Raw genomic sequence first — 24,839 nt, 5'->3', positions numbered from 1 at the left:
TTACATTCAACGCCGGAAACCGACACGGAATTACCCATGACACAATTGGTTTGGTTTAGAAACGACCTAAGAATCGCCGACAATCCCGCCCTTACCGCTGCCTGCAAAGAATCCGGCGAAACAGAGGGCCATGCACAGGTTCGTGCCTGTTTTATCCTCACACCAGCTCAATGGCAGGAGCACGACTGGTCGCCAGCGCGAGTGCAGTTTGTTGTTGCCCACGCAAACGCACTCGCCGAAGAATTGGCAAAACTCGGCATACCCTTGTCTTTTATAGAGGCCGAACACTTCAGTGATAGCGCCACAGCGCTTGAAAGCCATTGCCGTGAACATGGCATTCGCCAACTACACTTTAATGAAGAGTATGGCATCAACGAGCGTAAGCGCGACAAAACCGTAAAACATCGCTTTGACGAACTAGAGATAAAAACCCGCAAGTACCGCGACCAAACCGTCGCGCCGGTAGGTGAGATACTAACGGGTCAGGGCGAGCCCTATTCCGTGTTCACCCCCTTTTCACGACGCTGGCGTAACTGGATTGATGAGACCCAGCCAGCTCTCTATCCGATTCCTCAAGCACAAGGCGAAGCCATAGAGCCAGAACGCATAACAAGCATTCCTGAAGGCTTCGAAGATGCGCCACCAGCATTGGTAGAGACCGGCGAAGACGCAGCGCATTCGCAGCTTGATTGCTTTCTCAGCGAACACGGCGGAGCCTACAAGGAACAAAGAGACTTCCCCGCTCTTGATGGCACCAGCCAGCTTTCTCCTTACCTAGCCAACGGCGTACTATCCGGCCGCCAGTGTTTGATGGCGGCGCGGCAGGCGCAAAGTATGGGCGGCAATCAAGAAGGCTTTCTGACATGGATAAACGAAATCGCATGGCGGGATTTCTATATCCATACGTTGTACCACTGCCCGAGGGTGAGTATGCACCGTGCCTTCAAGCCGGAAACCGAAGCATTGCAATGGAACGAGCCCGGCGAGCACTTCGAGGCGTGGAAAACCGGCAACACCGGCATTCCTTTGGTAGACGCAGCCATGCGCCAGCTCAACCAAACCGGCTGGATGCACAACCGCTTGCGCATGGTTACAGCGATGTTCCTGACCAAAAACCTGTTTATCGACTGGCGGCTGGGCGAGGCGTATTTCATGTCAAAACTGGTGGATGGCTTTCTGGCATCCAACAATGGCGGTTGGCAGTGGAGCGCATCAACGGGCACCGATGCTGCGCCTTACTTCCGGGTATTCAACCCGGTGACTCAGAGTGAGCGTTTTGATCCGAAGGGTGAGTTCATTCGCAAGTGGGTGCCTGAGCTGGCAAAGCTGGATAACAAGCGCATTCACGATCCGTCTAAAGGCGGTGTTATTCCGGGTGGATACCCAAGGCCTATTGTTGATTTGAAGGAGAGTAGAAAGGAAGCGATAGCGAAGTTTCAGGCACTAAAAGACTAGGAAGGGCGCACGATATAGAAGCAGGCGTGGGAGGGGCTCTCCAAAACCGTGCGGAGCCATGGATGGCGGAGCCGAGCTTACAGGGATGTATTCACAGCGTGTTTTGGAGAGCCCCTCCCACGCCTGCTTCGGCCAGACACGACTTACCGAGAGCCGCAAACAGGGCAGTCGGGATCTTTCGAGAGCTTCATTTCACGCCACTGCATTTCCCACGCATCCAGAATCAGCAGCCGGCCAACAAGCGGAGCTCCTACGCCAGAAAGCACCTTAATGGCCTCCATAGCCTGAACCGAACCAATCATCCCCACCAACGGCGCAATCACCCCAGCCTCAGAACACGTCAAATCCTCATTACCCTGCTCAGGATACAAACAGTGGTAACAGGGAGAGTCCGGATTCCGGCTGTCATACACACTAACCTGCCCCTCACCCCGAATAGCCGCACCGGAAACAAGCGGAACACCCGCCGCCACACAGGCACGATTCAGCGCAAACCGCGTAGCAAAATTATCCGAACCATCCAGAGCCAGGCTTGCCCCGGCCACTTCCTGCGCAAACCCATCCTGATCAAGACGACGATTCACCACAGAAATCGACACTGCCGGATTAATACTGCGCACACGGGCGGCCAAAGTCTCTGCCTTAGGCTTTCCAATTTGCTCAGTCTCAAACGCTATCTGGCGCTGCAGATTAGCCAACTCAATAACGTCATCATCAATCAGTGTTAAGTGGCCAACCCCTGCCGCACCCAAGTAAAGCGCAATTGGGCAACCCAGCCCTCCAGCGCCTGTAATAACAACCCGCGCATTCTTCAAAGCCTGCTGGCCAGCAATATCAAAACGCGGCATCAATATCTGGCGACTGAATCTCAGGAGTTCTTCATCAGTGAGCATGGAGGGCTCCTTGTTGGGGCCATTGGCCCAGAGTCATGCGGTCGTTGCCGCCATAGTCTTTCCGGCTTTCCACCTTAGTAAACCCTCGGGTGGAGAGTAGCTTTTGAACAGCGTTTGCTTGATCAAATCCGTGCTCAAGAAGCAGCCAGCCTTCAGCCTTTAGCCATTCAGGCGCTTCATTCACGATCAAACGGATATCATCCAGACCATCAGCGCCTGATACCAGTGCAGAGGCGGGTTCAAATCGAACATCGCCTTCACCAAGATGGTGATCGCCAGACGCAACATACGGTGGGTTCGACACAATCAGGTCGAAACGGCCTGCGGGCAACCCGGCAAACCATCGGCTGTGAAAAATCTCTACGGGCAGCTTCAGCTGACTGGCGTTTTCCTTTGCCAATGTTACTGCGTCTTCCATAAGGTCGCAGGCGCTGACCTGCCACTCGGGACGTTCGCTCGCCAGCGCCAAAGCGATGGCTCCCGTTCCGGTGCCAAGGTCAACAACTCGAGCGTTGTTTGGTAGCGGCAATTCTAACGCCTGTTCTACAAGGCATTCGGTGTCCGGACGCGGGATAAGCGTGCTCTTGCTAACTTTGAACGGGAGTGACCAGAACTCTTGCTGGCCTAACAGGTAGGCAATCGGTACGCCCTCAATACGCTTCGCCACTAGTGCTTCGAATTCTGTTGCTAGTTGCGCTTCTACTTCACGCTCAGGAATCGCCCGAAAGCCAGGGCGGCTAAGGCCGGTTATATGGGCAAGAAGCAATTCGGCATCAAGCCGCGAGGTGTCACTGGCGATTTGGCGCGCAGCTTGTTCTAACAGTGCCTCGCAGGTTGGTAAGGGCTTACTCGTCATCAGAAAGCGTAGCCAGAAGCTCCGCCTGATGCTCTTGCTGGAGCGGCACAACCACGGAATCCAAATCTCCAGCAATCACATCATCAAGCTTGTACAGCGTGAGGTTAATACGATGATCCGTTACCCGGCCCTGAGGAAAGTTGTAAGTGCGGATACGCTCAGAGCGATCGCCACTACCAACCAGGCTTTTGCGGGTTTCTGCCATGGATTTTTGCTGTCGCTCAGTTTCGACGTTCTGCAGCCTTGATGCCAGAAAGCTCATGGCCTTGGCACGATTTTTATGCTGCGAACGTTCTTCCTGACACTCCACCACAATGCCGCTTGGCAGGTGGGTTATCCGGATGGCGGAATCGGTTTTGTTAACATGCTGGCCGCCCGCGCCCGAGGATCGGAAGGTGTCCACACGCAGGTCGGCTTTGTTGATCTCAATAGCCTCAGCCTCATCGGCCTCAGGCATAACGGCAACGGTGCAGGCAGATGTGTGAATACGGCCTTGAGATTCGGTTTCCGGCACTCGCTGTACCCGGTGCGCGCCAGACTCGAACTTCAGTGCACCATACACGGCATCTCCGGCTACCCGTGCGATAATTTCCTTGTAGCCGCCGTGTTCGCCTTCGTTCTCGCTCAGCACTTCTATCTGCCAGCGCCTGCCTTCAGCGTAACGGCTGTACATACGGAACAAGTCACCGGCAAAAATGGCGGCCTCGTCGCCGCCAGTTCCCGCGCGAATTTCGAGAAACACGTTTTTGCCATCGTTCGGATCTTTCGGCAGCATCAAACGCTGCAGTTCTTCATCTAAGGCTTCGGTTTTTTGCTCGGCAATTTCAAGTTCTTCTGCGGCCATCTCGCGCATGTCCGCGTCGCCGTCTTTCGCCAGTTCTTTGGCCTCTTCAATATCTTCAAGTGACTGCTTCCAAGCCTGAAAGCACTGAACCACAGGCTCGATTTCGGAAAACTCCCGAGATAGTTCCCGAAACTTGTCCTGTTTGGCGATGGTTGCGGGGTCGCTGAGCAAAGCACTCACTTCCTCGAAGCGTTCAACAAGCTGCTCGAGGCGGGACTGAATGGATGGTTTCATATTTTTTCCGGAGTGGTCGTCGCGTCTGCGTCCAACGTATCAAGCTGATGCAACTCTCTTAGCCATTCGGTCACCTCGGTGCGCCCTTCGGTGGTGGCCTTGCGAACCTGTATGGATGGTTCGTGCAGGAGTTTGTTTGTAAGGCCTCGCGCTAAGCTGCGCAACGCGGTTTCGGGGTCGCCACCATTGCGCAGGGCGCGCAGGGCTTTTTCCGTTTCTATATCGCGTAGCACTTCCGCACGCTGCCGGAACTGTTTAAGTGTGGAGACTGCGTCCAAGGCCCGGAGCTGGCTAAGGAACTCTTGCACACCATTGGCAATGAGGTTTTCCGCTTCGCGGGCGGCGCCTTCACGGGTCCGGATATTTTCTTCGATGACTTGGCGCAGGTCGTCAACGGTATAAAGGTACACATCCGCCAAAGAGGCAACTTCCGGTTCGATATCTCTGGGTACGGCAATATCGACCATAAAAAAGGGTCGGTGTTTACGTTTCTTCAAAGAGCGCTCTACGGCACCTTTACCAAGAATTGGCAGAGGGCTGGCAGTGGACGAGATGATGATATCAACGTCGGCCAAATAGTCCGGTATTTCGGAGAGCAGGATGCCCTTCCCGCCTCGGGACTCTGCTAACGCCTGAGCCCGCTCAAGCGTGCGGTTGGCAACGATAAAGTTCTTCACGCCGGCATCAGCAAGGTGTCGGGCAACCAACTCGATGGTTTTACCGGCACCAATCAGCAACGCCTTGTTCTTCGACATGTCGGCAAAAATGCGGTGCGCCATGCTCACGGCGGCATAGGCGACAGACACGGGGTTCTCACCAATGGCAGTCTGGGTGCGCACTCGCTTGGCAACGGAGAAAGTTTGCTCAAACATGCGAGAAAGGAATGACCCACTGCCGCCATGTTCCCGCGCCAGCGCGTACGCATCTTTTAACTGGCCGAAAATTTGCGGCTCACCTAAAACCATGGAGTCCAAACCGGCCGCAACACGCATCACGTGGCGAACGGCATCTGCGTCTCGGTGCACATAAAGGACTTCTTCCAGCTCGGCCGCGTCCAAATCATGGAACCCGGCCAGCCAACGCAAGACCAGAGGTGCGCAGTCGTCATCGCCCGCCAGATAGAGCTCAGTGCGGTTGCAGGTAGAAAGAATGGCAGCCTCACTGGCGCCAGACGCCGCCCGCAACTCTGCAAACGCCTCTGACATACGCTCAGGCGTAAACGCGACACGCTCCCTTAACTCAACAGGCGCGGTGCGATGATTGATTCCCAGCGTTAGCAGTGCCATTTCTTGGTTCTACAATCCTCTACCGATGAACTGAGTACATAAACACCATTATGCAGGCATTTTAGCGGCCAGAGCCCTTAGCTGCCACCCATAACCGCTTAAGCTTCGGGAAGTGCGGACAGGTTGGGCAAGAACCAGAGCTTATGCCATTATAGGGAATCGGCGCATACCGCAGCCCGACTCAGCTCAAAATAATGATGGGTTGTGGGCTACTCAGGGTGCGTAGTCAATAAATCACGGGAAGTTGCATGCACAAATCCGCACCGCTTTTGGTTACCTGTCTGTTTGGCCTCGCACTCACAGGCTGCGCTAGTTTAACCGGTTCCGAGCAAGCGTCTGATGTTGATGAGACAACCGCTTCAGATACCAAAGACATCAACAGCGCGCCCCCCATAGAGTACGCGGACTTTGAACCGGAAACACTGTATCTGCTGCTTGCAGCAGAAATTGCAGCGCAGCGGGGCCGTTTCGACGTCACTCTGGTGAATTACCTGAAAGCCGCCCAACAATCCCGAGATAAAAACGTTATCGAACGTGCCATGCGCATTGCCCAATCGCTCAATGGCGACAACGCCCAGAAGCAATTGGCAGAATTATGGTTGGATGTAGACCCAAACAACCTGCAAGCTTTAAGGGTGTCTGCTATTCAGGCAGTCAAGCGCAATCAGCTTGAAACTGCTATGGGGTACATGGAAAAGATTCTGGATCAGGGCGAAGATGCAGATTTTGACAGCCTCGCCGCCATGGCCGCAAACCTGCCGCCGGAACAACAAAAAGAGTTGATGGCGCTTTACACCGAGATGGCCGAACGCCACCCCCGCATGCCGGAATTGGAATACAGCATCGCTCTGCTGTTAAAAATCACCGGCAACCCACAGGCGGCCCTTAGCCGACTCAACCCTCTGCTAAACGATCAGCCCAACTTTCAGCCAGCTATTATCCTGAAGGGTGACCTGCTTTACCAGAGCGGTGAGGTAACGAAAGCGCTTGAACACCTGATGGTGAATACACGCCGCTTTCCGGCCAACCGTCAAATGGGCACCTTGTATGGGCGCATGTTGATCAGTGAAGGGGAACTGCAGGCTGCTCAAGATGAGTTTAACCGGTTAGTACAACGCTACCCGGACAACCCTGGCTTGCGGCTCTCGCACGCGCTGGTTGCCCTGGAGAACAAGCAACTGGAACTGGCCAAAGAAGAGCTTACCCAACTAACCGAACAAGGTCACCACACTAACGAAGCTAGCTATTACCTTGGCAGAATTGAGGATGAAGCTGGCAATACAGAGCAGGCTATTGGCTATTACCAAAGCGTGAGCGAGGGCAATTACTATTTTCCCTCCCTTGCCCGCGCCAGCGCTCTTCTAACTAAAGAGGGTAAGCTCGACGAAGCACTGGAAGACATCCGCTCCCTACGCAGTGCGAACCCCAATCAAGCCGAGAACTTCTGGCTGCTTGAAGTTAACCTGCTGCTTGACCAAAACCTGCGTGACGAAGCGCTAGAAGCCGCCACCAACGCCATCACAGACTATCCGGGCAACCTTCAGATTCGCTACGCACGGGCCATGCTGTTCGATAATCTGGACCAACCAGCCAAAGCCGAAGAAGATCTCAAACAGATCGTTGAAAATAACCCTGAAAACGCCGTTGCACTGAACGCCCTTGGGTACATCCTCACTACTCGCACGGATCGCTTAGGCGAAGCCCGCAGCTACATTGAACAAGCTTTAACTTTAGACCCGGAAAACCCGGCCATTCTCGACAGTATGGGGTGGGTTCTGTTTCAGGAAGGGCAGATCCAGCCCGCACTAGATTATCTTTCCCGAGCATGGGCCGCGTTCCCCGACCCAGAGGTTGCCGCCCATTATGGAGAGGCCTTGTGGGTAAACGGTGCTGAAGAGCAAGCGCAAATCATCTGGGAGGAAGGCCTTGAACAGGATCCCGACCATGATGTGCTCCTGGAAACCATTGAGCGACTAACCGTCACCGGTGAACAGTGATGCTATCGTTTATCCGCCGATGGGCCGCTGTACTGCTCATAATGGGGTTAAGCGCCTGTACTACGATCCAGTTAGAGCCGTTACCGGAAGGCATGACAGACCAACCGCCCGCCGATTGGCAGGACCGCGCCGCTAAACTCGGGCAGTTTGATCACTGGCAGCTGTCGGGGAAACTGGCCGTACGCCAGCCCTCGGACAGTGGCACTGCGATCATTAACCACTGGACACAAGAGGGCGAGGCCTACGATTTGGCTTTGTCTTCCTCATTTCTGGGAATGGGCAGCACAAAGCTGAAAGGTGTTCCGGGGTTTATTGAGCTCACGCTCTCCAACGGGGAAGTTTACCGATCCGGAGATCCAGACGCCCTGATGGAAGCGGCGACGGGCTGGCAACTGCCTCTAGAAAGCCTAACCTGGTGGATACGCGGCCTGCCAGCACCAGCGGGTGACTTCCGGCTACTCTTTGACGACCGGGGCGAATTGGCGATGATCCGTCAGGACGGCTGGGAGATCCGCTATGATCGCTGGCACGAACTGCAAGGCAACACACCGGCCCTGCCAGCCAGAATCACCGCACTGAAAGAGAAAAAACGGGTGCGCGTTGTTGTAAGCAACTGGCAGGATCTAAATCCATGACACGCTCTATCACTCTCCCCTCTCCAGCCAAGTTAAATCTTTTCCTGCACATCGTCGGTCAGCGCCCGGACGGTTACCATGAACTGCAGACGCTATTTCAGCTTCTGGATTACGGCGATGAGATTACGCTGAGCCTAACCCCGGCGCAGCCCGGAGTTCGCCTTGAGAACTCCCTTCCCGGGGTGTCCGATGAAGACAACTTGATCATCCGGGCCGCCAAAGCCATTGCAAACAAAACACCTGACGAACTACCAGGTGTGAGCATTCGCATTCATAAACGTCTACCCATGGGTGGCGGGCTCGGAGGCGGCAGCTCCAATGCGGCCACAACACTGCTGGGGTTGAACCATCTTTGGGGCCTCAAGCTTGGGCTCGACGAGCTCGCAGAAATTGGTTTATCTTTAGGTGCCGACGTACCCGTATTTGTGCGCGGCCACGCGGCTTTCGGTGAAGGTATCGGCGAAAAGTTAACTCCGGCATTCCCGCCGGAAGACTGGTTTGTCGTGCTAAAACCAGCCTGCAACATCAACACCGGAAAGATATTTTCAGCCAAAGGGTTGACAAGGGATACCGCGAGAATCACAATAGCGCCCGCTTTTGAGGGAGACGCCTCGAGGTACCGAAATGACTGTGAAGATGTAGTTTTAAAGCTATATCCTGAGGTCAAACAGAGCATGGATTGGCTCACACAATTCGGACCTGCAAGATTAACCGGAACCGGGGCTTGCATATTTGGACGTTTCCCTACAGAATCCGCAGCCCGGATTATCTGGGAAAGCAAACCCTCCGGCATCACCGGGTTCGTAGCTAAAGGGGTGAACGTATCACCTCTTCACCAAAAGCTGACAGAGCTGGAATGATGCCAAAAAAGCACGATACTGGGGTGTCGCCAAGTGGTAAGGCAACGGGTTTTGATCCCGTCATGCGCAGGTTCGAATCCTGCCACCCCAGCCACCTTTCTCCCGCTTCTTCTGACTCAACCTCCGAAAACGAGAAGGATGCCGTCGTGTCCAAATTGATGATTTTCTCCGGCAACGCCAACCCTGAACTTGCCCACGCCATCGCAAAAAAACTCCACATCCCTATGGGAGAAGCCACAGTAGGCTGCTTCAGCGATGGAGAAACGACCGTCGAAATCAACGAAAACGTTCGCGGTCACGATGTATTCATTATTCAGCCCACCTGCTACCCGACGAATGACAATCTGATGGAACTGATCATGATGGCCGACGCTTTGCGCCGCGCCTCTGCATCACGCATCACGGCAGTTATTCCTTACTACGGGTATGCACGTCAGGACCGCCGAGTGCGCTCCAGCCGTGTCGCCATCAGCGCAAAAGTTGTTGCAGACATGATTTCCAGCATCGGCGTTGATCGCGTACTAACAGTAGACCTGCACGCCGACCAGATTCAGGGCTTTTTTGATGTACCGGTAGATAACATCTACGCGACACCCGTTCTGCTTGATGACATCGAAAAGCAGCGGTTCGAGAATTTTGTTGTGGTTTCTCCAGATGTTGGTGGCGTTGTACGCGCCCGGGCCATTGCCAAGCTACTTGATGATGCCGATCTGGCCATTATTGATAAGCGCCGTCCCAAGGCCAACGTTTCTCAGGTAATGCACATCATCGGTGATGTTGCAGACAAAACCTGTATCCTTGTGGATGACATAGTCGATACCGCTGGCACTTTGTGCAAGGCTGCAAATGCATTGAAAGAGCGCGGAGCAACCCGTGTGGTCGCCTATATCACCCACCCTGTCCTCTCCGGCCCCGCTATCGAAAATATCAGCGCGTCCGAAATTGACGAAGTTGTCGTATGCGACACCATCCCGCTGGGTGACAAAGCAAGGAACTGTGATAGAATCCGCCCCCTCAGCATGGCTGGACTACTCGCGGAGTCCATTCGCCGCGTTAGCAACGAAGAGTCCATCAGCGCCCTGTTTGAGAATGTCTGAGTAGACGGCGCGCCGTAATACTCAATAAAACAGCAAGTTAATAACAGCTGTTTGAAAGATACCGAGTCGGGAGCCCTATCAGGCTCCCGACTCTTTTAGTCAGCCGGAAAACCCGGCTTTTTGAAACCATCACCTGTCCCAACGCCTGGTCGCGGGCAGTTCAGGTGACGATTGAGGTACAAACCATGTCTCAGGACTTTGTTATTGAAGCATTTCCTCGTGACGACAAGGGGAGAGGTGCGAGCCGCCGCCTGCGTCGCGAAGAGCGTAAAATTCCAGCCATCATCTACGGTGCTGGCAAAGAAGCTACTCCGATTTCCATTTGGCACAACGAGCTGAAAAAAGCTCTGGAAAACGAAGCCTTCTTCTCTCACATTCTGACCATTGAACTGAATGGCAAGAAAGAAAGTGTGATCATGAAGGATCTTCAGCGTCACCCGTACAAGCTGCTACTTACTCACGCCGATTTCCAGCGCGTTGAGAAAGATCAGGAAATCCTTGTTCACGTTCCGCTGCACCTGCTGAACGAAGACACAGCTCCGGCGATCAAGACATTTGGTGGCGTTGCTTTCCGTCTGATGACCGAGGTTGAAGTAGCTTGTCTGCCAGCCAACTTGCCAGAGTTCATCGAAATCGACATGACTGACGTCGAGATGGATCAGGTTGTGCACATGAGCGACCTGAAACTGCCAGAAGGCGTTCGTATTCCAGCCCTGCAACACGGCGTAGAACACGATCAGGCCGTTGTGTCTGTTAGCAAGCCGAAAGGCGTAAAGGCTGACGACGCAGAAGATAATGCAGAAGGCGAAGACGGCGAAGAAGGCGAAAGCAAGGAGTAATTACTCCGGAGGCGTTGGCAGATGGCACAGGATATTGTCATGGTGGTTGGGCTGGGTAACCCCGGTGCCGACTATGAGAATACCCGCCATAATGCCGGCGCCCTCTTCGTTGAAGCACTGGCCCGCGATGCGGGTCAGTCGCTACGACCTGAAAAAAAGTACCACGGGCACTATGCCCGTATTCAGTGGCAAGGCATTGAGCTCCACCTACTGAACCCCGCCACTTTTATGAACCGCAGCGGCCTTTCTGTAAAAGCCCTCGCGGACTTTTTCAAGATACCCCCCTCTCAGATTTTGATCGCTCACGATGAGCTAGACCTTCCCCCGGGCACCGCAAAGCTTAAAAAAGGCGGAGGACATGGCGGACATAATGGACTGAGAGACACCATTGCACACCTTGGCACGAATGAATTCCAGAGGCTGCGCATAGGCATTGGGCACCCGGGTGACAGCCGCAAAGTGACCGGTTATGTGTTGGGCCGCCTAGGCAAGCGTGAGACAGAAGACCTAGGTGCAATATTTGACGAAATCATGCGGGTACTACCCGATGCAGCCACGGGCAATCTTGCTGCTGCCATGAACCGTTTGCACAGCGTAAAGCCAGCCACCGCCTAAACCTGTCCGAAAGTAGTTTTGAGCAATATCCACACCTGATATCCCTTACTCGCACCCACAGCCGGACACCGGTATAATCCGGCCAAATTTCCCCGTACCAGCAGAGGCATTCCATGGGTTTTAACTGCGGCATCGTCGGCCTACCAAACGTCGGCAAATCCACCCTGTTCAACGCGTTGACCAAAGCAGGCATTGGCGCGGAAAATTTCCCGTTCTGCACCATCGAACCGAACGCGGGCGTGGTCGCAATGCCAGACCCACGCCTCAACAAGCTCGCAGAGATCGTAAAGCCTGAGCGAGTTGTACCCACCACCATGGAGTTTGTGGACATTGCAGGCCTTGTAGCTGGCGCATCCAAAGGCGAAGGCTTAGGCAACCAGTTCCTTGCCAACATCCGGCAGACTGAAGCCATCGCCCACGTCGTTCGTTGCTTCGACGACCCCAACGTTATCCACGTTGCCAACAAAATCGATCCTGCAGCGGATATTGAGATCATCAATACCGAGCTTGCACTGGCGGACATGGATACGGTTGAAAAGGCCATCAAGCGTGTTCAGCGGATCGCCAAAAGCGGTGACAAAGAAGCGAAAGCCCAGATTGCGATTTTTGAGCGCCTATTGCCAGTGTTGAACGAAGGCAAACCCGTGCGCGGGATGGGTCTGGATAAAGACGAACTGCTACTCATCCGCGAACTTTGCCTGCTTACTATCAAGCCAACCATGTACATAGCCAATGTGGCGGAGGACGGCTTCGAGAATAACCCATACTTGGACACAGTGCGCGAGATTGCGGCTGAAGAAAATGCGGTGGTAGTGCCCATTTGCAACAAAATTGAAGCGGAAATCTCGGAACTCGAAGACGACGAGAAAAGTATGTTTCTGGGCGAAATGGGCATGGAAGAACCCGGCCTCGACCGTGTTATTCGCGCAGGCTATAGCCTGCTAGGGCTACAGACGTATTTCACCGCCGGTGTGAAGGAAGTACGTGCGTGGACAGTCAAGATCGGCGCAACAGCACCGCAAGCCGCTGCAGTCATCCATACAGACTTTGAGCGCGGTTTTATCCGGGCCGAGGTCATCGGATATGACGACTTTGTAGAATATAACGGCGAAGCTGGCGCCAAGGAAGCTGGCAAGTGGCGCCTGGAAGGCAAGGAATACATTGTTAAGGATGGCGACGTGATCCACTTCAGGTTTAACGTTTAAGCCTCCCGCTTTGGCTAGAGGGCTGCCAGACAGGCGTTTGGCAGCCCTACCTTTCCTAGCTGGTCTATTGTTTCTAGTGTCCCGTCTAGCTCTTCTGCGGTAAGCAGCCTGCTTTCCCCCACTTCAAGACCCGCCAAGGTTATATTCCCGACAGAAACCCGGTGAAGCGCCAGCACTTGGTTCTGAAAATAACCGAACATTCGCTTAACTTGGTGGTATTTGCCCTCAACCAGCGTAAGCCTGACGGTGTAGTCAGAAAGCACCTCTAAGCAAGCGGGCCGCGTTGTGATATTTTCATACGCAAAATAGATTCCTTTGCGAAACACTTCCGCATATTCATCGCCCACCGGCTTAGCCAATGCCACCTCATAGGTTTTTGCCAGTTTTGTCTCAGGCAAGCTTATCTTGCGAGACCAAGCTCCATCGTTAGTAAGCAGAATCAACCCGGTTGTATTGAAGTCCAAGCGTCCAGCAATGTGAAGCTGGTTCTTTTGGGGGTGCTCAATAAGGTTAAAAACAGTGGGATGCTTATTATCTTTAGTTGCACTAACAACGCCCCGGGGCTTGTTCAGCACCATATAAACGGGGGCATTGTCATTTAAGCACTGGCCGTCCAATACAACGTGGGTAAATTCTGTCACTTTTTGTTGAATTGATTGCGCCACGCGCCCATCCAGAAAAATCCGTTTTTGCGCAATCAAAAGGCGGGTATCTGAGATCGAAAAAGCACTGTTCTGACTTATAAAGCGATCTAATCGATAGGTCTTGGATTTCAAACAGCACCTTGTTTTCAGGATACCGCTGAAGGCAGGTTGCCACCCAGCATATTCTCCACCACAGCGGCGTTATAAAAGGCTTCAACCGTATGAATTTTGTCGCCACGAACCCGAAACCAGACCGCAAGCCGAACATCCCCAATGGGTTCAAAATGAGTTTGATAGTCCAGAATTGCAAACACGTGTTCCCCATCTGCACTGAGCTGACGAACGATTAAGCTCTTTTGGATGGCAACCATTCCGAACAGGTAGGACAACAGGTCATCACGACTGAGGAAGCGCATGTTTGGCCCCACATACTCAAAATCTTCCACAGCTAGCAAGTTCTTTGCTTCATCCGGCCGCTGGGCGTGAATATCAGCGATGAACTGCGCCACTATTTCTTTCGGTTGCATAGTTAAATTCCACTTCTGAGATGAGAACGACCGACAATGGCGTAATGATACACGTTATTATGCAAATTCACCCGAGACCCTGCCCCACTGACAATATTCAGACAGTTTTCTCTCTATCCGAGAAGACCTTCAACTTATTGTTTAAAAGCACCTAATGCGCGGGCACTGCCAAACCCGGTGCAATTTCGGGAACCGATTTTTCGGCCACCCCTTGACACTTACACGCTCCGTACATAATATACGCGCCGCTTCCATTGGTGAAGTGATGGCAAGGTAGCTCAGTTGGTTAGAGCACAGCACTCATAATGCTGGGGTCGGCGGTTCAACTCCGCCCCTTGCTACCAGTATTCGAAAAAGGCCGCGATTCACGTCGCGGCCTTTTTTTATTTCTGGGCAACAAAAGTGCGCAATGCCCTGCTTCTGCGGAGATTTCTAATGAGAACGACCGGCGACAGAATCCGGCAAGCAGTTTCCTTTGAAGTTATCGGGTTACTCATATCCGTTCCCCTCGCTGCCTTTGCCTTCGGCTACTCTCTTGAAAAAACCGGTGTGCTCGGATTGATAGGCGCCACGCTGGCCACTGTGTGGAATTACATTTTCAACTTAGGTTTTGATCACGCTCTAAAGCGCTTTACAGGCTCAACCCGAAAATCCATTAAACTCCGCTTTCTACACGCATTCAGCTTTGAGCTCGGTCTGCTAATGGCCTTCCTTCCAATTATTGCTTGGTGGATGGAGATTGAACTGCTGGAAGCGCTTCTAGTGGACATTTCTTTTGCGCTGTTTTATCTGGTGTATGCCTTTGTGTTCACCTGGTGTTACGACACCGTTTTCCCAGACCCGGATTCCGTCACTCCGCGCAAGCAATAGCAGTCTATTGCCACCCCATATTATTTTCTGGCATGTCAGGATTGCATTCCGTTATAAACCCCGCCAAATCTATATGGCATACTGACGCCCGAAACCAATAATGCCAACTTTCCACTTGCAAGGAAGTTACTATGAAATTTGAGACGCTTGCCCTCCACGCCGGCTTCAAAGGCGATCCGACCACCAAGGCGGCCACCACTCCAATTTACCAAACTACGTCCTACACGTTTGACGATACCCAACACGGTGCAGACCTATTCAATCTGAAGGTTGCGGGCAACATATATACCCGCATCATGAACCCGACCAACTCTGTGCTTGAAGAGCGCATGACAGCTCTTGAAGGCGGCGTAGGCGCTCTCGCAGTTGCATCTGGCATGTCTGCCATTACCTATGCTCTGCAAACCATTTGCCGAGTTGGCAACAACATTGTCAGCACCAGCCAACTTTATGGCGGCACCTACAACCTGTTTGCCCACTCTCTTCCCAATCAGGGCATTGAGTGCCGCATGGTTCGGCACGATGATTTCGAAGCAATCGAGAAAGCCATCGACGATCAGACCCGCGCATTGTTCTGCGAGTCCATTGGCAACCCTGCCGGCAACGTAGTCGACATTGCTCGCTGGGCCGAAGTCGCGCACAAGCATGGTATACCACTGATTGTGGATAACACCGTCGCCACACCTTATATATGCCGCCCGTTTGAGCACGGCGCAGATATCGTGATCCACTCCCTCACCAAATACATTGGTGGCCACGGCACCACCGTAGCCGGTTGCGTTGTAGACTCAGGCAACTTTGACTGGAAAGCTAACGGCGCTAAATTCCCGATGATGAACGAGCCGGATCCTTCCTATCACGGCGTGGTTTACACCGAGGCTCTGGGCGCTGCCGCCTTTATAGGCCGCTGCCGCGTTGTGCCGCTTCGCAACACGGGTTCTGCCCTCTCCCCATTCAATTCGTTTTTAATTATGCAGGGCCTAGAAACTCTTGGCCTGCGAATGGAGCGCCACTGCGAGAATGCCGAAAAAGTTGCCAACTTCCTGCAGGATCACCCGGCGGTGGAATGGGTTAACTATGCGGCACTGGCTAACAGCCCCTTCAAAGCTACTTGCGACAAGATTTGTGGCGGCAAGGCCTCTGGCATAGTGAGCTTTGGCATCAAAGGCGGCCGCGAAGCAGGGGCCAAGTTTATTGATGCTCTAGACCTGATCTACCGCTTGGTGAACATTGGCGATGCCAAGTCATTGGCCTGCCACCCAGCCACCACTACCCATCGCCAGTTAAACGCGGAAGAACTCGAAAACGCGGGTGTAAGTGAAGACCTGGTGCGTTTGTCTATCGGCATTGAACATGTGGATGACATTCTTGCAGACATTACTCAGGCACTGGAAAAAGCTCAGGCTTGATTAAGCACAACCGGGTACGACTAAAGTCGTGCCCGGTATACTGCTTTACACCTCGTGATTGCCCTTACCTACCTTGTAACTACCCCGCCAGCCTATTATTCTCTAAAGCTCCTCCAGCTTTAATGAGAGTCCGGTTGCAATGAGCGAAAGCGCAAAGCCCCGCGTCACCAGTGGTTCCAAATTCCGCAATGAGCATGGCTTCTCAGCTATCAAGGATGGCGTAAAGCGCTCGGCAAACCAGGAACCCGTATCGGTTGAGCGCAAGCCCAAATGGCTGAGAGCAAAGATGCCCGGCGGCGAGCGTTTTGAAGCCGTGCGTAAAAACGTCACTGAAAACCGGGTCAGCACCGTATGTCAGGAATCCCACTGCCCCAACATTGGTGAGTGCTGGACAGCTGGTACGGCAACGATCATGGTGATGGGATCTGTATGCACCCGCGCCTGCCGCTTCTGTGCAGTTGATACTGGCAACCCTAATGGCTGGTTAGACAAAGACGAACCGGAAAACACCGCCAAATCGGTCGAGCTTATGGGGCTACGTTATATCGTACTTACCTCTGTCGATCGAGATGATTTGGATGACGGGGGTGCCGCACATTACGCCGCCTGCGTGTCAGCCATCAAACAACGCACACCGCACGTTGCTGTAGAAGCGCTGACGCCAGACTTTGATGCTGTTATGGCCAATGTGGAGAAGGTGGTAGATTCAGGCCTCGAAGTATTTGCACAGAATGTGGAGACCGTGGAGCGGCTAACGCAACGCGTTCGCGACCCGCGTGCTGGATACCAGAAGACACTCAGTGTGCTCGCCCACGCCAAGCAGTATCGGCCCGACATACTGACCAAAACCAGCTTGATGTTAGGCTTAGGCGAAACCCATGAAGAAATCCTTGCCACCATGGACGACCTCCGCGACATTGGCGTGGACATTCTAACACTTGGCCAATACCTGCGCCCGACCCCGAACCACCTGCCTGTAGAGCGCTATGTGACACCAGAAGAGTTTAACCAATACCGTGAGATAGGCTTAGAGAAAGGGTTTATGGAAGTACCCTCAGGCCCCATGGTGCGCTCAAGCTACCGGGCAGACCGAGTGTTCGACAAAAACAATCTGGGGCTTGCAGTGCCAGATGTGCCTGCTGCCTCGAGTGCAATGCAGATTCCGGTAAAAACTTTGGACTGAATTCTCCAGCAGCTCTTTGTTCGACACAAAAAAACCCGCGTTCACTTTATGAAGGCGGGTTTTTGATCAGGGTGTTGCTTAGAAGAAGTAAGTCACACCGCCGAACAGACCAAAGTCACCATCCTGAAGATCAACTTCGCCAGTCAGGCTCAGATTTTCCTGAAGCTTGAAGCGACCTTGACCGGTAAGGCCCAGATAATCGAAATCTCCAGTTACATAACGTGCACTTGCACCGACTTCAATTTTATCATTGAGTTGATGACGAATGCCGCCTCGCAAGGCTGGCGCCGTATCATCAGCAGACGCGCTAGAACAACCAAAGAATCCGGCGCAAAACTCTGCTTCAACCTCTTGGTAATCTAGGCTAGCTCCACCCCAAACATCTGTTTTAGCATCTAGTGCATGGCGATAACCGCCGCCCAGATGCCAGTTTGTGTAGTCAATATCATCCGACAGCATGCGAAAGCCGCCAAATGCAAAAATATTCTCGTTAACCAAGTATGAGCCGCGAAGATCAAACCCTACATAGGTCTGGTCGCCATCGGCGCTCAGCATAGCAAGGCCAGCTTCTGCATATGTATAGCCCAGCTCAGCTGCGGCCGAACCAGAAACCAAAACACCTGCCAGAATTAATCCCTTAAATCCCTGTTTGATCATAATATCCACTCAACATTTCAATTGCGTTAAAAGAAATACATCCACACACTGATTCTAAGGGATAGGGTACCATTTGCAACTATTTTGGCTTGCTTTGAGCAGCTACCCACAGGCTGACTAACCACCACTTGGCCTAGCATTTGCCCACCAGGCCAAGCATTAGTACATTCTTTACTGCCCTTGCTGCATCATCTGGCGCTGTTGCTGCATTTGCTGGCGCATCTGTTGCATCTTCTTATCCAACTCGTCCCGCTGCTCTTGGGTGAACACGCTATCCACCTTGGCCTGCATGAGCGCTGACAGCACGGCAATCTCGCCGGTCACGTCCCCAAGGTCTTCCCCGTGTTCGCGAATGGCGCCTTCATCGTAATCCGCTTTGATCTCAGCCTGCATTTGCTCCTGCAAGGCACGGGCCTCTTCACGTAACGTACCGATTTCACCCTGCATTTCGTCAAGAATGCCGCGAATCTCTTTTTGCTGATCTTCAGAAAGCCCAACCATCTGAGCCAATTGATCCACCTGATCCGGCTGCCCTGCGGGTGCTTGCTGGGCCAACGTGGGTGCCGAAAGGCTCAAAGCAACAAGAGCAGTACCGAACAGTTTTGTGAGCGTCATAAAATCTCCATTAACAATTTGGTTTAAATGGCTAGCTGGCTCATACCCTAATGCATCCCACCTCCTTTTTTCACCCCGATATCCCTTCTTTTTGTACAGGTTGTGAGCCAAGCCCTCCCGAAACCCGCCACACGAGCGCATTGAAACAAGTGTGAAAGTTTAGTCATTCCCCTTCATAATGGCTCGATTCATCCACTTTCGGAGCGTAACAAATGGCTATCAACTGGTTTCCCGGGCACATGCATAAGGCCCGCAAGGAGATCAAAAAGATCATGCCTCAGATGGATCTCATTATTGAGGTGCTAGATGCACGCATTCCTTTCAGCAGTGAAAACCCACTGGTGCCAGCGTTGCGCGGCGACACCCCACTGATCAGGGTTCTCAATAAGCGCGATCTGGCTGATCCCGAAGTCACAGCACGCTGGCAAACCTGGCTGGAAAAAGAGCGCGGTGTAAGAACTATTACGCTCACCCACAACCAACGCGGTGAAGCTCTGGATATTCTCCGTCTGGCCGGTGAGATGACACCTAACCACGATCGCCAGAAGAGCGCTCTTCGGGTAATGATTCTGGGTATTCCCAACGTTGGCAAATCCACGCTTATCAACACCCTTGCCGGGCGCCCGGCCGCTAAAACCGGAAATGAGCCGGCAGTGACTAAAGCACAGCAAACTATAAAACTGCCGGACAACATTCTGCTTTACGATACACCCGGGTTCCTTTGGCCCAAACTCTCGCCGGAAGCCTGCGGGTATCGGCTTGCGATTACTGGCGCCATACGAAGTTCTGTATTGGATTTTGAAGACATTGCCATGTTTGAGGCCGATTACCTGCTGGAAGCCTATCCCGATCTGGTGAAAGCTCGTTACGGTTTCAATGAGCTGCCTGCAGACGGCTTAGCCCTTATGGACGGCATTGCAGCAAAGCGGCGCTTTCTAGGGCGCGGCGGCGTACCAGACCTGAACAAAGTCTCCGAGGTGCTGCTCAATGAGTTCCGGGCTGGCACTCTGGGTAAAATCTCGCTGGAGACCCCCGAGATGGTGGAACGCGAAATTGAGCAAACCGCACTGGCCGAGGCAGAGAAAGAAACAAAGCTAAATGAGAAGAAGGCTGCATCCAAAGCATCTCGTTCTGGTCGCCGACACTAACTGTCGGTGTCTTTCCTTACGTTTAATCATTGGCAAACCGACTCCTGCGTATTAGAGTAGCAATTTGATTTGCATCAATTTGGATGGTTTATCCCCAATGGCTCAACCAATTAGATTTCGCCAAGCTGCCTCTCCCCTTAAAGCGTCCTGTCAACAGTGCAGCCTTAGCAACCTGTGCTTACCGCTTGCTATTGAGGAGAACGATTTAGGCAGGCTGGAAGAGATCGTTCAGCAGGGTCGAATTTATAATCGCGGCGAACATATTTTTGACCAGAGCACGCCGTTTCGTTCCTGCTTTGCCGTCAAAAGCGGTTCGGTGAAAACGTCGATTATTACTGAGGGTGGTGAAGAGCAGGTCACAGGCTTTTTTATGCCCGGTGAACTGGTTGGTCTGGATAGTATGAGCGGTGAATCCTACGCTTGCACTGCCAAAGCCCTTGAGCGCACTAGCGTGTGCGAGTTTCCAATCGACAAGCTCGAGGAACTTACTGGTAAGCTGCCGGATTTGCAGCACCACATGTTTCGCCTAATGGGCCAAGAAATCCAGAACAGCCACCAGTTGGCCTTGCTACTTAGCAAAAATACAGCAGAAGAACGCATTGCGTCGTTACTTTTGTCTTTATCCAGCCGCTTCCAGCGTCGTCGCATGTCACCAACCAACTTCAGCCTGCCTATGGCTAGAAATGACATCGCCAACTTTTTAGGGCTTGCCGTTGAGACAGTCAGCCGAGTTTTTACCCGGTTCCAGAATCAAGGCATTATTCATGCGAGGGGCCGTGAGGTAGAGCTGCTGGATGTTGAAGCTCTGCAGTTAGTAACCCGGGAGTTCTCCCGCCAGAGCTGTCAGCAGTAAACAACTCTTTGCCGCAACCGGCTGAAGTTACTCAGCCAGGCTTGCTGGCTTCCAAGCGCGCTGCATTTTCTTTCAACAGCACCAATTCGTTTACAAGCCCGGAGCGCCAAGGAAACTGTTTGATACCAAAGGTGTTTCGGATTTTGGTGCAAATCAGTGTTGTGTTTTGCGGCTCTAGCGCACCCCAAGACGGCATGTCATCCACTATGTGAAGGTCTTCAGGAATACCCGGCAAGCCAGCGATTGCTAGACCCAACTCATATAAACTGATCTCCTCGGCACCTGCATATTGGTAAGTACCCCACACCTCCGCCCCACAGTCCAGTTGCTGGATGATAGCGGTCACTACTCTGGCAAGGTCTACCACAGATACAGGCTGGCCCACACACTTGTCTGGCAGAGTCAGGGCTTCGTTGGCAGCCGCTGTACTCCTCTGAACCTTGCGTATAAAACGACTAAGGCTCCAACCAGTGCGCAAGATAATATGTCTTGGCAAAAGCGTGCGTAGCGCTTGTTCACTCTCCCACTGCCAGCTACCTAATTCATTCACTGGCTGGCCGGGATTGGATGCCAGATAACCAGTTTGCTTGCGCCCGTCAAACACATAGCAAGAGGACAATTGGAACAACGCAATGCCCCGCTCTCGGGCATATTCTGCGATGGCCACCGGCAAAGAAAAAGCGACCTTGTGTGTACCCTCGGGATCCCGCTCTGCGGCCTCGGGGTCTGCCAACCACAGCGCATTAACCACTAGGTCTGTATCTTCCGGAATCCACTGCGCCAAAGCACTAAGATCGGCGCTGTTCGGATTACTGACCAGCAAAGGGCTCACATGCAAAGACGTCTCCCTAAGCCGCTCGAGAAGCACCTTCCCCAAAGGACCATAATCATGAACAACAAGTACATGCACTAGAACTCAATGCCTCCGGATATAACTAATATGACGGTTTTAAAACTCCGTCTGGCCAATGGCTTGCCACCATCAATTTATACAATGCCTTTCGAAACAGGATGCAGTCATAACCACTTGGGCAGCATCACTTTTATTAACGTTATCAGAAGCATACAAAATTAGGTATCGCCATGCTGAAACAGCAAAGCCACATTGTTGCACCCATTCCCGATGAGCTGCGCACCCGTGCACTCTATACCGTTGAAGAATTGCGCGGGCGCGGTAAAGCCGATAAAGAAGCAATCGACCAGCTCTACAATTTAATCATAGATATGACCGATGCAGGCCTGGACTTCTTTTTCATCGAACCTTTACGGCGCCTAAAAGCCAGCAAAATGATGCTAAGCATGGCCAAAGTAGGCATCAGCAGCATGCTAAAAGGCAGCAAAATGGTCGTTCACAAAGTACTCAAAAAGTTGGACGACCGAAGCTTGGCCTCGATTCTCGATTTCCTCGAGGAAATTATTCATCAACCGGAAGATGCCTGACCAGTCAGGCTACCGACATATACGAGGAACTCTGCGGGTAATTCCCGTAAGCAACTCGTAAGAGATGGTGCCAGCGCAGCTGGCAACCTCATCAACACCAACGGTGTGTCCCCATAGCTCAACAAGATCCCCTTCGCGGGCCTCAGGCGCATTGCTCAGATCCACAGCCAACATATCCATCGACACCCGACCGATCAGCCGAATACGGCGCCCACCAATAGCAGCAGGGGTATCGGTGCCAGCATGACGGGGATAACCATCCCCGTAGCCGATGGCTACCATCCCCATCCGGGTGTCGCGTTGCGCAACCCAACCAGCGCCGTAGCCCACACTTTCGCCCGCCTTAACAACACGGGTAGTAATGAGCGGCGCTTCGAGCGTCATGACAGGCTCAAGGCCCAACTCGGGGCCGGTCTTACCGATGATCGGTGATCCGCCATAAAGCATTATGCCGGGGCGGCTCCAGTCAAATAATGGTTGTCCGGCAGTAAAGTGCGCAGCAGAGTTACCCACGCTCCTCATAAACGAGGGCCAAGGAGCGGTTGCCTTCTCAAAGGTGGCTGTTTGGGACGCTGTCATTGCGCTGCTCTCGTCGTCAGCACAGGCAAAATGGCTAACAAAGCCTTGCAATCCACCAAGGGCGCTTATCTTTTCCAGCCTTGCCATAACCGCAGGCAAGTCGTCAGGCCGAAAACCCAAGCGATTCATTCCGGTATTAACCTTTAACCAGAACTCGGGTATAGCGCTACCCTGCTCCAACCATTCCAGCTGATGCCCACCGTGCAGCACTGGCTCAAATTGATTGTGCACACACTCCGCCAAATCGCCTTCGGCATGGACGCCCTGAAGCAAGACTATTGATTGAACGAGGCCTGCTGTGCGAATAGCAAAGGCCTCTTCAATACAGGCAACCGCGTATTTGGGCGCAACATCCGCCAGAGCAGAGGCAACCTGTGCAATGCCGTGGCCGTATCCGTCAGCCTTCACAACCGCCATGGCCTTTGCACTGCCCGCTCGTTCACAGGCTATGCGATAGTTATTGCGCAGCGCGTCCAAATCAATCCGAGCAGTTGTATTACGCGGCATCAGTATTCACCACCATAATCGCCGTAGTCGCCGTGGGCCAAATCTTCAAACTTTGTATATTTGCCGATGAAGGCAAGACGAATAGTGCCAATAGGCCCATTACGCTGCTTACCGATGATGATCTCAGCAATGCCTTTATCCGGCGTGTCTTCGTTGTACACCTCATCACGATAGACGAACATGATGACATCCGCATCCTGCTCTATCGCACCTGACTCCCTCAAGTCAGAGTTGATCGGGCGCTTGTTCGGCCGCTGCTCAAGGCTCCGGTTGAGCTGAGAAAGCGCAACTACAGGGCAACTGAGCTCTTTGGCGATACCTTTCAACGACCGGGAAATTTCCGAGATCTCCGCCGTTCGGCCTTCGGTGTTGCCGGGCACACGCATCAACTGCAGGTAATCCACCATGATCAAGCCAATTTTGCCGTCGTTCTCTCGGGCAATTCTACGGGCACGAGAACGCAGTTCGGTAGGGCTTAGGCCTGGCGTGTCGTCAATATACAAAGGCTTCTCTTTCAGCAAGCTAACAGCCGAGGTCAAGCGAGGCCAGTCGTCTTCTTCAAGCTTGCCGGCGCGGACCTTACTTTGGTCGATACGGCCCAAAGACGAAAGCATACGCATAGCCAGTGCATCGGCTGGCATTTCCATGCTGAACACCAGAACCGGAGTGCCCGTGCTAATCAGCGCATTCTCGACAATGTTCATTGCGAAGGTGGTTTTACCCATCGAGGGGCGACCCGCAACAATGATGAGATCGGCTGGCTGCATACCGGATGTTTGCTCATCCAGATCCCTGAAACCCGTGGTCAGGCCAGTTGTCTGCTCACCAGACTCAAACAACTCTTCAATGCGGGTTAAGGTTTTGGCAAGAATGGGAGTGATAGACTGTGGGCCAGAGCCTTCTTTGACTCGGGACTCCGCAATCTGAAATACATTTCGTTCAGCTTCATCCAGAATTTCATTACTGTTTCGCCCTTGCGGGTTAAACGCAGAATCTGAAATCTTGCCGGAAACCTCTACAAGCTGCCGAAGTATAGATCGCTCACGAACGATTTCGGCATAGGCGCGAATATTTGCAGCGCCCGGCGTTTTCTCCGCAAGTTCGGCTAGGTACGACAACCCGCCAGCGTCTTCAATATCACCGGCCCGCTCCAGAAACTCTGCCAAAGTAACCACGTCGAGCGGTTCGTTCTCGCTGGCCAAACGCTCAACCGCACCGAAAATCAACCGGTGATCCTGACGGTAGAAATCTACGGCAGAAATAATCTCGGTGATTTCATCAAACCGGCGGTTATCCAGCATAAGACCACCAAGCACCGCCTGCTCCGCTTCTGCGGAATGGGGGGGTACTTTGATGCGGCTGGTTTCCGGATCGGTGATTGCAGGTTTTAGAGTAGGCTTGGCCATGAATACATCTTTAGTTGAGCAGCCTTACTACGACACCGGAAATGGATGGTCGTAATAATGGAGGAGGTTTGAGCGTTACAGCATACCAGAAAGCAACAGGCCCGAAAGCCGTATTAAACGGTTCGGGCCTGATGGGTTGGCTGTTAGCGAATTCCGAGAAGTTCGCTAACAGCCACCAGCGTGTT

Annotated in this window: 25 protein-coding genes and 2 tRNA genes; 16 read left to right on the top strand and 11 right to left on the bottom strand. The window is 53.0% G+C overall.

Annotated elements, in window-relative coordinates; all coding sequences use genetic code 11:
* The first annotated feature begins 36 nt into the window (after window positions 1-36).
* Window positions 37-1,455, top strand: coding sequence for a deoxyribodipyrimidine photo-lyase (gene phrB, locus MWU62_RS17265; RefSeq protein WP_247116033.1), 1,419 nt, complete (start codon window positions 37-39; stop codon window positions 1,453-1,455).
* A 143-nt stretch (window positions 1,456-1,598) separates the two neighbouring features.
* Here phrB and MWU62_RS17260 read toward each other — a convergent pair whose 3' ends face one another.
* The 4 genes from MWU62_RS17260 to hemA are packed head-to-tail and all read right to left on the bottom strand — an operon-like array spanning window position 1,599 to window position 5,568.
* Window positions 1,599-2,348 carry a molybdopterin-synthase adenylyltransferase MoeB gene (locus tag MWU62_RS17260; RefSeq protein WP_247116032.1) on the bottom strand — a complete coding sequence of 250 codons (750 nt, stop codon included), beginning with the start codon at window positions 2,346-2,348 and terminating at the stop codon, window positions 1,599-1,601.
* Window positions 2,338-3,204 carry a peptide chain release factor N(5)-glutamine methyltransferase gene (gene prmC / locus MWU62_RS17255; RefSeq protein ID WP_247116031.1) on the bottom strand — a complete coding sequence of 289 codons (867 nt, stop codon included), beginning with the start codon at window positions 3,202-3,204 and terminating at the stop codon, window positions 2,338-2,340. The genes MWU62_RS17260 and prmC overlap by 11 nt, the downstream gene beginning before the upstream one ends.
* Window positions 3,194-4,282, bottom strand: coding sequence for a peptide chain release factor 1 (prfA, locus tag MWU62_RS17250; protein WP_200367494.1), 1,089 nt, complete (start codon window positions 4,280-4,282; stop codon window positions 3,194-3,196). Before prfA ends, prmC begins: the two co-directional genes overlap by 11 nt.
* Window positions 4,279-5,568 carry a glutamyl-tRNA reductase gene (gene hemA, locus MWU62_RS17245; protein ID WP_247116030.1) on the bottom strand — a complete coding sequence of 430 codons (1,290 nt, stop codon included), beginning with the start codon at window positions 5,566-5,568 and terminating at the stop codon, window positions 4,279-4,281. The genes prfA and hemA overlap by 4 nt, the downstream gene beginning before the upstream one ends.
* A gap of 248 nt (window positions 5,569-5,816) precedes the next feature.
* Here hemA and MWU62_RS17240 point away from each other — a divergent pair, with 248 nt between their 5' ends.
* The 8 genes from MWU62_RS17240 to ychF all read left to right on the top strand — a co-directional run bounded on the left by MWU62_RS17240 (window position 5,817) and on the right by ychF (window position 12,816).
* Window positions 5,817-7,565, top strand: coding sequence for a tetratricopeptide repeat protein (locus MWU62_RS17240; protein WP_247116029.1), 1,749 nt, complete (start codon window positions 5,817-5,819; stop codon window positions 7,563-7,565).
* Window positions 7,565-8,200: a lipoprotein insertase outer membrane protein LolB gene (lolB, locus tag MWU62_RS17235; RefSeq protein WP_247116028.1), complete on the top strand. Its 636-nt coding sequence runs from the start codon at window positions 7,565-7,567 to the stop codon at window positions 8,198-8,200. The genes MWU62_RS17240 and lolB overlap by 1 nt, the downstream gene beginning before the upstream one ends.
* Window positions 8,197-9,060, top strand: a complete 864-nt coding sequence (gene ispE / locus MWU62_RS17230) for a 4-(cytidine 5'-diphospho)-2-C-methyl-D-erythritol kinase (RefSeq protein ID WP_247116027.1) — start codon at window positions 8,197-8,199, stop codon at window positions 9,058-9,060. The genes lolB and ispE overlap by 4 nt, the downstream gene beginning before the upstream one ends.
* Before the next feature lie 19 nt (window positions 9,061-9,079).
* A tRNA-Gln gene (locus MWU62_RS17225) sits at window positions 9,080-9,154 on the top strand.
* Between the two features lie 52 nt (window positions 9,155-9,206).
* Window positions 9,207-10,157 (top strand): ribose-phosphate pyrophosphokinase, encoded by a 951-nt coding sequence (locus tag MWU62_RS17220; protein ID WP_247116026.1) that lies wholly within the window; start codon window positions 9,207-9,209, stop codon window positions 10,155-10,157.
* 185 nt (window positions 10,158-10,342) lie between these two features.
* Window positions 10,343-10,996, top strand: coding sequence for a 50S ribosomal protein L25/general stress protein Ctc (locus MWU62_RS17215; RefSeq protein ID WP_247116025.1), 654 nt, complete (start codon window positions 10,343-10,345; stop codon window positions 10,994-10,996).
* A 21-nt stretch (window positions 10,997-11,017) separates the two neighbouring features.
* Entirely contained in the window at window positions 11,018-11,611 is a 594-nt protein-coding gene (pth, locus tag MWU62_RS17210; RefSeq protein WP_247116024.1) for an aminoacyl-tRNA hydrolase, read from the top strand.
* A gap of 113 nt (window positions 11,612-11,724) precedes the next feature.
* A complete protein-coding gene (ychF, locus tag MWU62_RS17205; protein ID WP_247116023.1) occupies window positions 11,725-12,816 on the top strand; it encodes a redox-regulated ATPase YchF in 1,092 nt (363 codons plus the stop codon).
* A 14-nt stretch (window positions 12,817-12,830) separates the two neighbouring features.
* Here ychF and MWU62_RS17200 read toward each other — a convergent pair whose 3' ends face one another.
* Together MWU62_RS17200 and MWU62_RS17195 are read right to left on the bottom strand one after the other, a co-directional pair.
* Complete coding sequence (locus MWU62_RS17200) at window positions 12,831-13,592, bottom strand: pseudouridine synthase (RefSeq protein ID WP_247116022.1); 762 nt, start codon at window positions 13,590-13,592, stop codon at window positions 12,831-12,833.
* A 14-nt stretch (window positions 13,593-13,606) separates the two neighbouring features.
* The gene (locus MWU62_RS17195; protein ID WP_247116021.1) at window positions 13,607-13,987 is read right to left on the bottom strand and encodes a nuclear transport factor 2 family protein; all 381 of its coding nucleotides are present in this window, start codon (window positions 13,985-13,987) and stop codon (window positions 13,607-13,609) included.
* Window positions 13,988-14,254: 267 nt separating this feature from the next.
* On the opposite strand from MWU62_RS17195, the gene MWU62_RS17190 reads away from it, so the two are divergent.
* The 4 genes from MWU62_RS17190 (at window position 14,255) to lipA (ending at window position 17,449) form a co-directional block, all read left to right on the top strand.
* Window positions 14,255-14,331, top strand: a tRNA-Met gene (locus tag MWU62_RS17190).
* A gap of 91 nt (window positions 14,332-14,422) precedes the next feature.
* Window positions 14,423-14,857 carry a PACE efflux transporter gene (locus MWU62_RS17185; protein ID WP_247116020.1) on the top strand — a complete coding sequence of 145 codons (435 nt, stop codon included), beginning with the start codon at window positions 14,423-14,425 and terminating at the stop codon, window positions 14,855-14,857.
* Between the two features lie 131 nt (window positions 14,858-14,988).
* Complete coding sequence (locus MWU62_RS17180) at window positions 14,989-16,266, top strand: aminotransferase class I/II-fold pyridoxal phosphate-dependent enzyme (protein ID WP_247116019.1); 1,278 nt, start codon at window positions 14,989-14,991, stop codon at window positions 16,264-16,266.
* A 139-nt stretch (window positions 16,267-16,405) separates the two neighbouring features.
* Window positions 16,406-17,449, top strand: coding sequence for a lipoyl synthase (lipA, locus tag MWU62_RS17175; RefSeq protein ID WP_247116018.1), 1,044 nt, complete (start codon window positions 16,406-16,408; stop codon window positions 17,447-17,449).
* Between the two features lie 78 nt (window positions 17,450-17,527).
* Here the strand turns inward: lipA and MWU62_RS17170 are convergent, their stop codons facing one another.
* Entirely contained in the window at window positions 17,528-18,115 is a 588-nt protein-coding gene (locus tag MWU62_RS17170; protein WP_247116017.1) for a porin family protein, read from the bottom strand.
* A 162-nt stretch (window positions 18,116-18,277) separates the two neighbouring features.
* Window positions 18,278-18,721 carry a Spy/CpxP family protein refolding chaperone gene (locus tag MWU62_RS17165; RefSeq protein WP_247116016.1) on the bottom strand — a complete coding sequence of 148 codons (444 nt, stop codon included), beginning with the start codon at window positions 18,719-18,721 and terminating at the stop codon, window positions 18,278-18,280.
* A 212-nt stretch (window positions 18,722-18,933) separates the two neighbouring features.
* Between MWU62_RS17165 and ylqF the strand changes: the two genes are divergently transcribed.
* Window positions 18,934-19,869: a ribosome biogenesis GTPase YlqF gene (gene ylqF, locus MWU62_RS17160; RefSeq protein WP_247116015.1), complete on the top strand. Its 936-nt coding sequence runs from the start codon at window positions 18,934-18,936 to the stop codon at window positions 19,867-19,869.
* A 97-nt stretch (window positions 19,870-19,966) separates the two neighbouring features.
* Complete coding sequence (fnr, locus tag MWU62_RS17155; RefSeq protein ID WP_247116014.1) at window positions 19,967-20,722, top strand: fumarate/nitrate reduction transcriptional regulator Fnr; 756 nt, start codon at window positions 19,967-19,969, stop codon at window positions 20,720-20,722.
* A gap of 31 nt (window positions 20,723-20,753) precedes the next feature.
* Here the strand turns inward: fnr and MWU62_RS17150 are convergent, their stop codons facing one another.
* Entirely contained in the window at window positions 20,754-21,632 is an 879-nt protein-coding gene (locus MWU62_RS17150; protein ID WP_247116013.1) for a sugar nucleotide-binding protein, read from the bottom strand.
* A 173-nt stretch (window positions 21,633-21,805) separates the two neighbouring features.
* On the opposite strand from MWU62_RS17150, the gene MWU62_RS17145 reads away from it, so the two are divergent.
* A complete protein-coding gene (locus tag MWU62_RS17145; protein WP_247116012.1) occupies window positions 21,806-22,162 on the top strand; it encodes a hypothetical protein in 357 nt (118 codons plus the stop codon).
* Window positions 22,163-22,171: 9 nt separating this feature from the next.
* On the opposite strand, the gene alr is transcribed toward MWU62_RS17145, so the two are convergent.
* Window positions 22,172-23,248, bottom strand: a complete 1,077-nt coding sequence (alr, locus tag MWU62_RS17140) for an alanine racemase (protein ID WP_247116011.1) — start codon at window positions 23,246-23,248, stop codon at window positions 22,172-22,174.
* Complete coding sequence (gene dnaB, locus MWU62_RS17135) at window positions 23,248-24,654, bottom strand: replicative DNA helicase (protein ID WP_247116010.1); 1,407 nt, start codon at window positions 24,652-24,654, stop codon at window positions 23,248-23,250. Before dnaB ends, alr begins: the two co-directional genes overlap by 1 nt.
* Between the last annotated feature and the right edge of the window lie 185 nt (window positions 24,655-24,839).

It is taken from the genome of Marinobacter sp. S6332 (assembly GCF_023016045.1).
Lineage (GTDB): Bacteria > Pseudomonadota > Gammaproteobacteria > Pseudomonadales > Oleiphilaceae > Marinobacter.
The sequence above is the reverse complement of the archived record's forward strand: the minus strand, read 5'-3'. Positions and strand labels throughout refer to the sequence as shown.